This is a genomic window from Gordonia sp. i37 (assembly GCF_002043085.1).
Lineage (GTDB): Bacteria > Actinomycetota > Actinomycetes > Mycobacteriales > Mycobacteriaceae > Gordonia > Gordonia polyisoprenivorans.
Genome location: NZ_MVPX01000455.1, coordinates 1 through 8983 on the forward strand (window position 1 = coordinate 1; position 8983 = coordinate 8983).

Here is an 8983-nt window from a genome sequence, read left to right on the forward strand (position 1 = left end):
CCGACACCCGCCGCGAGTGGCTCGCCGGGCGGCAGGCCGCCGGTTTCCCTGTGCTCGTCGCGGTGGAGGACTCCGCAGTGGAGGACTCCCCGGTGGGGGATGTCCCAGAATCCACCGGAAGTCCGGCGGCAGAACATGTCCTGGGCTACGCGACCTACGGTCCGTACCGCCCGCACGACGGCTACCGCCACACCGTGGAACACTCGGTCTACGTCCGCGAGGGACAGCAGGGGCGCGGAATCGGCAGCCTGCTGATGGATGCACTGATCACCCGGGCCCGCGAGAATCGGGTGCATGTGATCGTCGCGGGTATCGACGCCGCCAACACCGGATCGATCCGGCTGCACGAGCGGCTCGGTTTCTCTCGGGTGGGGTTGCTCACCGAGGTCGGGACGAAGTTCGGGTCATGGCTTGACCTCGCATTCCTCCAGCTCACGCTCGACGATCGGGCGCCCACCGACGACTGATCGCCGACCGCCGGGGATCTTGATGAGGCCGCGGGTCAGCGCCACCCCGAGCAGGCACAGCACCCCGCCGACGATGCGCAGCGGTGTCGGGATCTCCGAGAGCAGCAGCCACGACAGGACGATGACCAGGGCCGGAACGACGAGGGTGGTCGCGGCCATCGCGCCGGCGTCGGTGCGCGAGAGGGCGTACGCCCAGGTGGTGAAGGCGATCGCGGTGGGCCCGACGCCGAGGAACACCATCCAGGCGAGGTCGGCGGCCGAGGCCGAGGCGACCTCACCGATCGCGGCGGGCACGAACGGCAGGGTGACGACAAGGCCGGCGACCGCGCCCCAGAAGGTTGCGGTCAGGGCATCGACGGTGGCCAGCGCGACCTTCTGCAACAGCACGCCGGTGGCGTAGAGGACCGCGGCGAGCAGACCCAGCCCGACGCCGAGCCAGTCGGCGTGCGCTCCCCCGCCGCCGAACGTGATGAGCACGACGCCGGCGAAGGCGATCGCGATCCCGACGCTCAGTTGGGTCGAGAACCCTTCGCCGAGAAAGAGTCCCGCGAAGACCGCGACGAGGATCGGGGCGAAGTTGACCAGCAACGAGGCGGTTCCGGCGTCGATGTGGCGTTCGGCCCAGTTGAGCACCACACTGTAGACGCCGAACCAGGCCACCCCGTAGGCCAGCACGAGCACGAGCGCCCGGCCGCGCGGCGGTCGGAACGCCGAGCGGCGAACCCCTCGTCGCGCCTTCATGCCGGCGATGGCAACGATCACCGCGAGGGCGACCACCGCGACGGCCAGGCGTCCCACCGCGAGCACGCCGGGCGAGAATGCGTGCCCGGCCGAACGGATCGCGATGAACGACAGCGCCCACAGCGTGACCGTGGTCAGCGCGGCCAGCGCCGGGAGATTCAGAGTGCGCGATCCGAAGGTCATGTTCTCCATGGTCGACCATCGGAGACTTCAGCACAATTTCATATTTCTACACTGACCCATCAGTGTGACTGTATGGTCGTGGTCATGATCGATCCCCACCGCCTCCGCATCTTCCGCGCCGTGGTCGCCGAGGGGTCGATCGGCGGCGCCGCCGCGGCGCTCGGTTACACCCCGTCCGCGGTCAGTCAGCACATCGCCGGGCTGCAGCGCGAGACCGGACTCGCGCTGATCGAGCGGGTGGGGCGCGGAATCGTCCCGACCGATGCCGGCACGACGCTGGCCGCCGAGTCCTCGGTGGTCTTCGACGGCCTCTCGCGCCTCGACGGCCTGGTCGCCGATCTGCGACACGGCAACGCCGGCACCCTGCGCGTCGCCTACTTCGCCTCCGCGGGCGCGGCATGGATGCCGGAGATCATCGCCACCATCGGCCGCGAGTTCCCGGACACCCGACTCGATCTGCGGCTGATCGAGCTGGCCGATCCCGAGGCGAGCGCACCCGACATCGAGATCTATGTGGAGAGCCCGGAGCGCGCCCTGAGCCGAGCACCGATCGTCACCCCGGTTCCCGGCTTCGACTCCGTACCTCTGGTGACCGAGGACTATCTGGTGGTCGTCGGCGAAGGCTCGGCGTACGCCGGTTGCGACCAGGTGACGCTGCGCGAACTCGCCGACGACGCCTGGATCGACAACGACGTGGCACGCGGACCGTGTCGCGAGGGCTTGCTGAGAGCTTGTACCGCAGCAGGTTTCACCCCGAACTTCCGTGTCGAGACCCACGACTACGGCACCGCCATGCGCTTCGTCGCCGCCGGTGTCGGGCTGACCGTGGTGCCGGCACTGGCGGTGATCGACCTTCCTGCGGGCGTGCGCACCGTCGCGATCGCCGAACCCACCCCGCGGCGAGCACTGGCGTTGCGCCGTCATCACCGGGCTCGGCAGAATCCGGTGGCCGAGCGCGTCATCAACCTGCTCTACGAGCAGGTGCGGCGCACGCACGGGATGGTGGAGCCGTCGTCATTGGCGCCCACCGAAGTCTGACGCGGACGACGAAACCTAGTCGACGACAGTCAGTTTGCGCAATCGCGGCGCGAGATCCTTCTCGAAGTTCGCCAGGAACCGCCGCTGATCGTGGCCGGGCGCGTGGAACACCAGGTGGTTGAGGCCGGCGTCGGTGTAGAACTTGACCTTCTCGACGGCCTCGTCGGGGTCGGAGGCGACGATCCAGCGCTTGGCGACCTGCTCGATCGGCAGTTCGTCGGCCAACCGCTCCATCTCCGTCGACGAGTTGACGCTGTGCTTCTGTTCCGCGGTCAGCGACAGCGGGGCCCAGAATCGGCAGTTCTCCAGCGCCAGTTGCGGATCGGGATCGTAGGAGATCTTGATCTCGATCATCCGGTCGATCTTGGTGAAGTCGCGGTCGGCCTTCTCCGCGCCCTCCTTGACCGCCGGGATCAGCTTCTCGGTATAGAGTTCGGCACCCTTGCCGGAGGTGCAGATGAACCCGTCGCCGGCCCGACCGGCATACCGCGCGACGACCGGCCCGCCGGCCGCCACGTACACCGGAATCGGTTGTTCGGGAACGTCATACATGTACGCGCCCTGGGTGTGGTAGTAGTCGCCGTCGAAGTCGACCTGGTCACCGGTCCACAGTTGACGCATCAGGGCGATGGCCTCGCGCAGTCGAGCGAAGCGTTCCTTGAATTCCGGCCACTCCCCCTGGAAACCGGTCGCGTACTCGTTGAGCGCCTCACCGGTGCCCACGCCGAGCATGATGCGGCCCGGGTACATACAGCCCATCGAGGCGAAGGCCTGGGCGATGACCGCCGGGTTGTAACGGAACGTCGGCGTCATCACCGAGGTACCGATCTGCACCCGCTTGGTGCGTTCGCCGACCGCGGCCATCCAGGCCAGCGAGAACGGCGCGTGCCCGCCGTTGTGGCGCCACGGCTGAAAGTGGTCGCTCACCGCGACCGAATCCATCCCGTGTTCCTCGGCGGCGACCGCGATCTCCACCAACTCGCGGGGATCGAACTGCTCCGCCGACGCCTTCAGACCGAGCTTGAGTTCCTGTGCCATGCCTCCACCTCACTGCCGGCCACATCGGCGGCTACCGAACCGAACGATCACTCCGGGCTCCAACCTACTCATGGAATCGATCGTCTGTCAGTGCAGCCTCCGCCACCGGCGGCCAGGGACTTAGGTAAGGCTCCATATAGACTCGCTGCGGATCGGACGAACGCGGCACCTGGTGCATCCGGGGAGAGGTGGTGACGATGACGGCAACGGCGACAGTATCCCCGTCGATGACGACCGCAACCCGACGCCGCGTGCTCACCGTGTCGGTCGCGGTCGTGCTGATGCTGGTGGGTGCGGTGCTGTCGTTGTGGATCGGCACGCGCTGGACCGATCCGGCCCAGGTGATCGACGCCCTGACCGCGGGTCGGGGCCATGGCGGCGACATCGGGATCATCGTGTGGGATCAGCGAATTCCCCGCACCCTGATGGCCATCGCGGTCGGTGCGGCGATAGCCCTGTCCGGGGCGCTCGTGCAGGGCCTGACCGGCAATCCGCTCGGCGACCCGGGTGTCCTCGGCATCTCCGGCGGCGCCGCATTCTTCTCCGTGCTCGCGGTCTTCCTCTTCGGCCTGCAGAGCGTGTCGGCCTACGTGTGGTTCGCCGTCGCCGGCGCGATCATCGCCGCTGCACTGGTCTTCGGGGTGGCCTCGCTCGGCGGCGGGGGCGCCAACCCGCTGTCACTGATCCTCGCCGGTGCGGCGTGCTCGGCGTTCTTCATCGCCGGGACGACAGCGGTGATCCTGCACGATCAGGCCAGCCTCAACCAGTACCGCTTCTGGAGTGCCGGCTCGCTGGTGGAACGCGACCTCGGCATCCTCGCCGGTGTCGCGCCACTGATGATCGTCGGCGTGGTGGTGGCCCTGGCATGCGGCCCGTCGCTCAACGTGCTCGCCGCAGGTCCGGAACTGGCCACCGCGCTCGGCGTCCGGGTCGGGATGATCCGCGGCGCATGCTTTCTCGCCCTGACCCTGCTGGCCGCCGCGGGCACCGCGGCAGCCGGACCGATCGCCTTCCTCGGGCTGGTGGTCCCGCATATCGTGCGGCATTTCACCGGCCCCGACCATCGCTGGCTACTCGTGGCGTGTATGCCCGCGGGCGCCGCGTTGATGCTCGTCGCCGACGTCATCGGCCGGGTGGTCATGCGTCCCGCCGAGGTCCAGGTCGGGGTGATCCTCGCGTTCATCGGCGTGCCGGTCTACATCTATCTGGTGCGTCGCCGCCGGATGGTGCAGACATGACGGCCACCCTCCCCCGCCCCGACGAACTCGTCTGGCCGGTACCGCGCATGCGTATCAAGCGTCGAGGCGTGCTGCTGACGCTGCTGCTGGCGGCGATCGTGGTCATCGCCGCCCTCGTCGAGTTGGCGTCGGGCCCCTATTTCATCACGCTGGCCGACGTGGCGCAGGTCGTGGTCGGCGGCGGCGACCGCATCGACCGGGTGACCGTGCTCGACTGGCGCATGCCGCGGGTGCTGGTCGGCCTCGGCGTGGGTGTGGCGCTCGGTGCGGCCGGTGCGATCACCCAGTCACTGGCCCGGAATCCCTTGGCCAGCCCCGATTTGCTGGGTGTCTCGATGGGCGCCTCGGCGGCCGCCGTCACGATGCTCGTACTGCTGCCCGCGGGCCTGGTGATCGGCGGGGTCACCGTCGGAACGCTCGGGGCCGCGTTCCTCGGCGGCATCCTGGTGTCCGTCGTCATCACCGCGCTGGCCTACCGGGGCGGCCTGGAATCGATGCGGTTGGTGCTCATCGGGGTGGGGGTCAATGCCCTGGCCAGCGCCGTCATCTCGCTGATGCTGGTGCAGTCACGTCTGGCCCAGGCCGCCGACGTCGTATCGTGGCTGACCGGATCACTGGAGGCCCGTACCTGGGGACAGGTCGTCCCGCTGTGGATCACGATCGGCGTCGGGATGTCGTTGATCGCGTTGGCGGCGTTCGACTTTCGGCTCACCCATCTCGGCGACGCCGTCTCTCGTGCGCTCGGTGTGCCGGTCCGCACCACCCTGTTGTTGCTGTGGATCCCGGCCGTGGTGATGACCGCGGCGACGGTCGCCGCAGCCGGCCCCATCACCTTCGTCGCGCTGGCCGCACCGCAACTGGCCCGGCTCCTCTATCGCAGCCCCACCCCGCCGGTGATCGGCAGCGCACTGGTCGCGGCCGCGCTCGTTCTCTACGCCGATCTCCTCGCGCGTTACGCCCTGGGATCGGCTCCGGTCGGCATCGTGACCTCCGCTCTCGGTGCGCCGTTCCTGCTCGTCCTCCTCATCCGCGTGAATCGAAAGGTGACCGTATGAGTGCGCCCCCCACCGAGGCACTGGCCGCCCGCGGCATCAGCGTCGGCTACCGCGGCACGCCGGTGATCACCGACCTGGACCTGACCATCCCCCGTGGACGGCTGACCTGCATCATCGGCCCCAACGGCTGCGGCAAATCGACACTGCTCAAAGCACTTTCGAGGCTGATCCCCATCTCGTCGGGACGGGTGGAGATCAACGGGCGGGCGCTCGGCGATCTGTCCACGCGGGAACTCGCCACCGCGATGGCGGTGCTGCCGCAGAGTCCGATCGCGCCGGAGGGAATCCTGGTGGCCGACCTCGTCGCCCTCGGCCGCCATCCCCACCAGAGTTGGCTGCGCCAGTGGTCGGCGGGCGACGGCGATGTGGTGCATGCGGCTCTCGCCCAGACCGGCGTGGCCGATCTCGCCGACCGCACCGTCGATTCGCTCTCCGGCGGACAGCGGCAGCGGGTGTGGATCGCAATGGTGCTCGCGCAACAGACCGACACACTGCTCCTCGACGAGCCGACCACCTTCCTGGATCTGTCCCGCAGCCTCGAGGTCCTCGACCTCATCGACGTCCTGCACACCGAACAGCGGCGGACGGTGGTGATGGTGCTGCACGATCTGGCGCTGGCCTGCCGCTACAGCGACGAGTTGGTGGTGATGCGCGACGGCGCGGTGATCACCCAGGGCGCACCGCAGGACGTGATCACCGAAGAAATGCTGTGGGAGGTGTTCGGTCTGCGTAGCCGCGTCATGGCCGATCCGGTGTCGTCGCGGCCGCTGGTGGTGCCCGTCGGCGAGCGGTGTACCGACGTCGTGCCGGGAGGCCGCACAGAATCACGGGGCCGCGCCGTATGACGCAGCCGTCGCCGGAGCACCACGAGTCCGACGCATCCACGCTGCTGCCGATCGCGACGCCGCGTGAGGTGCTCGCCTACCTCGGCGCCGAGCTGCGTCGGCATCTGCCGCTGAGTATCGGGGTGGTGCTCACCTCGGTCATCGGAGCAGGTGCCTCGCTGGTCGCGGTGCTCGCGCTCGGCTCGATCGTCGACGCGGTCCGGGCGGGCAACGACCGCGGAATCCTCGTCGGCGTCGCGATCGCGGTGGTGATCGCCGCGGTGGTGACCGCCGTGTTCACCGCACTGTCGGAAACGTTGCTCGCCACCCTGATCGCACGCCTGCTGGCCACCATGCGCGAGCGGGTGGTGGCCGCGGTGCTGTGCCTGCCGGTCACCCGGATCGAACGGGCCGGACACGGGGATGCGCTGTCGCGGGTCGGCGCCGACATCGCGGTTCTCGTCGCGGGCTCGCGCACCGCGATCCCCGCGATCTTCAGCTCGTCGGTGCTCATCGTCGTCTCGGTGGCGGGCTTGTTCTCCCTCGACTGGCGGTTGGCGCTGGCCGGTCTGGGCGCCGCACCGGCCTATGTCGCGGCCATGCGCTGGTATCTGCCCCGGTCCTCACCGAAGTATCGCCAGCTCCGCACCGCCGAGGCCGATCACATCGACCGCCTCGTCGGAGGTATCGACGGGCTGACGACGGTCCGTGCCTACGGTCTGGAGACCGCCACCCGTGACCGGATCGACGCCTCGGCCCGCTCGGTGCGCGACATCTCCGTCTCGGTGTTCGGGGTACTCGAACGGTTCGTCTCTCGCGAGAACCGCGCCGAATTCGTCGGTCTCTCACTGATCATCGTCGTCGGATGGCTGCTGCTGCGGGCCGGTGACGTCAGTCTCGGGCAGGTGGCCGCGGCCACCCTGTTGTTCCATCGACTCTTCAATCCGATCGGCGCCATCCTGACCTTCTTCGACGAGGCTCAACGGTCGGGGGCGGCGATGACCCGGGTCGTCGGGGTGATCGACACCCTCGCTCCGGGAACCCGGCCGCATCTGCCGCCCGCCGAGCCGGGGCCGGTGGAGATCGTGGTGCGCGGGCTGCGCCACCACTATCACGCGAACGGTGCCCCGGCGGTCGACGACGTCGATCTGACGATCCCGGCCGGCACGAGTCTCGCGCTGGTCGGCGCCTCCGGTGCCGGCAAGACGACCATCGCCTCGCTGACCGCCGGGGTGCTCACCCCGATCGGCGCGCCACCGGATGCGATCCGCTACAACGATGTACCGATCTCCGGTCTCGGCGAGGACCGGATCCGCGCGTTCACGAGCGTGGCGACGCAGGAGACCCATGTATTCGCCGGCACCCTCGCCGACGATCTGCGTCTGGCCCGACCCGACGCCGACGACGAGCAGCTGTGGTCGGCGCTGGCCAAGGTGGGTGCCGATCACTGGGTCCGCGAACTCGACGAGGCCCTCGACACCCGTATCGGCTCCGGCGGCCTCACGCTCGACCCGATGCGCGCCCAGCAGATCGCGCTGGCACGGCTGTTGTTGCGCGACACCCCGGTGGTGGTTCTCGACGAGTCGACCGCAGAGGCCGGCTCTCGCGGCGCGGCGCGGCTCGAGGCCGCGGCGGCGGCCGTCACCCGCGGTCGCACCGCGTTGATCGTGGCCCACCGCCTCAGCCAGTCGGCGGCGGCCGATGCCGTCGCCGTCATCGACGGCGGCCGGGGGGGGGAGTACGGCACCCACCGAGAACTACTCGACGCCGACGGACGGTACGCCGCGCTGTGGCGCGTGTGGTCGAGCGCCACCGAGCACGACGGGACTCGAGAGGACGGCGCCCGATGAGCCGGACACCCGACCGTGCCGCGGTGGCCCTGCTGCGCGACGCCGTCCGACGCAATCGCGGCGCGGTGGCGGTGGGCTCGGTACTGCTGTGCGTGTACCAGGCCGCCGAGGCGGCGGTGCCGGTGCTCCTCGGCGTCATCATCGATCGAGCGATGACCTCGGACAGCTGGTGGGCGCCGGTGATCTCGATCGCGGCCCTCGGCGCGGTCATCACGTGCGTGTCGGTGTCGTGGCGCACCGCCTATCGCGGGCTGCAGCGGGCCAATGCCGGACACGTGCGTCACCTGCGGGCGATGTTGTCCGCCAAGGTGATCACCGCGCGCGACAACGATTCGCCATTGTCGCGAGACGAGTACGTCACGGTGATTGCCGAGGACACCGCGCAGGCCTCCGACATCATCGAGGTGATCCCGGTGACCATCTCCTCGGCGGTCGGCGTGCTGGCCGGTGCCGTGGTGCTGACGGTGATCGATCCGCTGCTGGGCAGCGTCGCCCTGGTAAGTACGGTGTTGTTGCTGGCCGCACTGAACCTGTTGTCGCGCAAGGTCA

The 8983-nt window shown here is 69.2% G+C and carries 8 protein-coding genes and 1 pseudogene; 7 read left to right on the plus strand and 2 right to left on the minus strand.

Annotated elements, in window-relative coordinates; translation table 11 throughout:
- Positions 1-467: GNAT family N-acetyltransferase (locus tag B1964_RS22315; RefSeq protein WP_079931321.1), on the plus strand; the 467-nt coding region annotated here is incomplete at its 5' end.
- Here the strand turns inward: B1964_RS22315 and B1964_RS22320 are convergent.
- Complete coding sequence (locus tag B1964_RS22320; RefSeq protein ID WP_006369474.1) at positions 405-1400, minus strand: DMT family transporter; 996 nt, start codon at positions 1398-1400, stop codon at positions 405-407. The genes B1964_RS22315 and B1964_RS22320 overlap by 63 nt on opposite strands.
- 75 nt (positions 1401-1475) lie before the next feature.
- Between B1964_RS22320 and B1964_RS22325 the strand changes: the two genes are divergently transcribed.
- Positions 1476-2429 (plus strand): LysR family transcriptional regulator, encoded by a 954-nt coding sequence (locus tag B1964_RS22325; RefSeq protein WP_253194122.1) that lies wholly within the window; start codon positions 1476-1478, stop codon positions 2427-2429.
- A gap of 15 nt (positions 2430-2444) precedes the next feature.
- Here the strand turns inward: B1964_RS22325 and fgd are convergent, their stop codons facing one another.
- A complete protein-coding gene (gene fgd / locus B1964_RS22330; RefSeq protein WP_079931323.1) occupies positions 2445-3467 on the minus strand; it encodes a glucose-6-phosphate dehydrogenase (coenzyme-F420) in 1023 nt (340 codons plus the stop codon).
- A 227-nt stretch (positions 3468-3694) separates the two neighbouring features.
- On the opposite strand from fgd, the gene B1964_RS22335 reads away from it, so the two are divergent.
- From B1964_RS22335 to B1964_RS22355, 5 genes and pseudogenes are all read left to right on the plus strand, one after another.
- Positions 3695-4705 (plus strand): iron ABC transporter permease, encoded by a 1011-nt coding sequence (locus B1964_RS22335; RefSeq protein WP_006369471.1) that lies wholly within the window; start codon positions 3695-3697, stop codon positions 4703-4705.
- Positions 4702-5760 carry an iron chelate uptake ABC transporter family permease subunit gene (locus B1964_RS22340; protein WP_079931324.1) on the plus strand — a complete coding sequence of 353 codons (1059 nt, stop codon included), beginning with the start codon at positions 4702-4704 and terminating at the stop codon, positions 5758-5760. The genes B1964_RS22335 and B1964_RS22340 overlap by 4 nt, the downstream gene beginning before the upstream one ends.
- Positions 5757-6605, plus strand: coding sequence for an ABC transporter ATP-binding protein (locus B1964_RS22345; protein WP_079931325.1), 849 nt, complete (start codon positions 5757-5759; stop codon positions 6603-6605). The genes B1964_RS22340 and B1964_RS22345 overlap by 4 nt, the downstream gene beginning before the upstream one ends.
- The gene (locus tag B1964_RS22350; RefSeq protein ID WP_079931326.1) at positions 6602-8434 is read left to right on the plus strand and encodes an ABC transporter ATP-binding protein; all 1833 of its coding nucleotides are present in this window, start codon (positions 6602-6604) and stop codon (positions 8432-8434) included. Before B1964_RS22345 ends, B1964_RS22350 begins: the two co-directional genes overlap by 4 nt.
- Positions 8431-8983 (plus strand): annotated as a pseudogene (locus tag B1964_RS22355) (ABC transporter ATP-binding protein); the annotation flags it as partial. The gene B1964_RS22350 and the pseudogene B1964_RS22355, both read left to right, overlap by 4 nt.

Excerpts from the sequence above, each read along its gene's own strand:
- B1964_RS22320 (WP_006369474.1), bottom strand. The coding sequence starts at position 1,400 with ATGGAGAACATGACCTTCGGATCGCGCACTCTGAATCTCCCGGCGCTG.
- B1964_RS22325 (WP_253194122.1), top strand. The coding sequence starts at position 1,476 with ATGATCGATCCCCACCGCCTCCGCATCTTCCGCGCCGTGGTCGCCGAG.
- fgd (WP_079931323.1), bottom strand. The coding sequence starts at position 3,467 with ATGGCACAGGAACTCAAGCTCGGTCTGAAGGCGTCGGCGGAGCAGTTC.
- B1964_RS22335 (WP_006369471.1), top strand. The coding sequence starts at position 3,695 with ATGACGACCGCAACCCGACGCCGCGTGCTCACCGTGTCGGTCGCGGTC.
- B1964_RS22340 (WP_079931324.1), top strand. The coding sequence starts at position 4,702 with ATGACGGCCACCCTCCCCCGCCCCGACGAACTCGTCTGGCCGGTACCG.
- B1964_RS22345 (WP_079931325.1), top strand. The coding sequence starts at position 5,757 with ATGAGTGCGCCCCCCACCGAGGCACTGGCCGCCCGCGGCATCAGCGTC.
- B1964_RS22350 (WP_079931326.1), top strand. The coding sequence starts at position 6,602 with ATGACGCAGCCGTCGCCGGAGCACCACGAGTCCGACGCATCCACGCTG.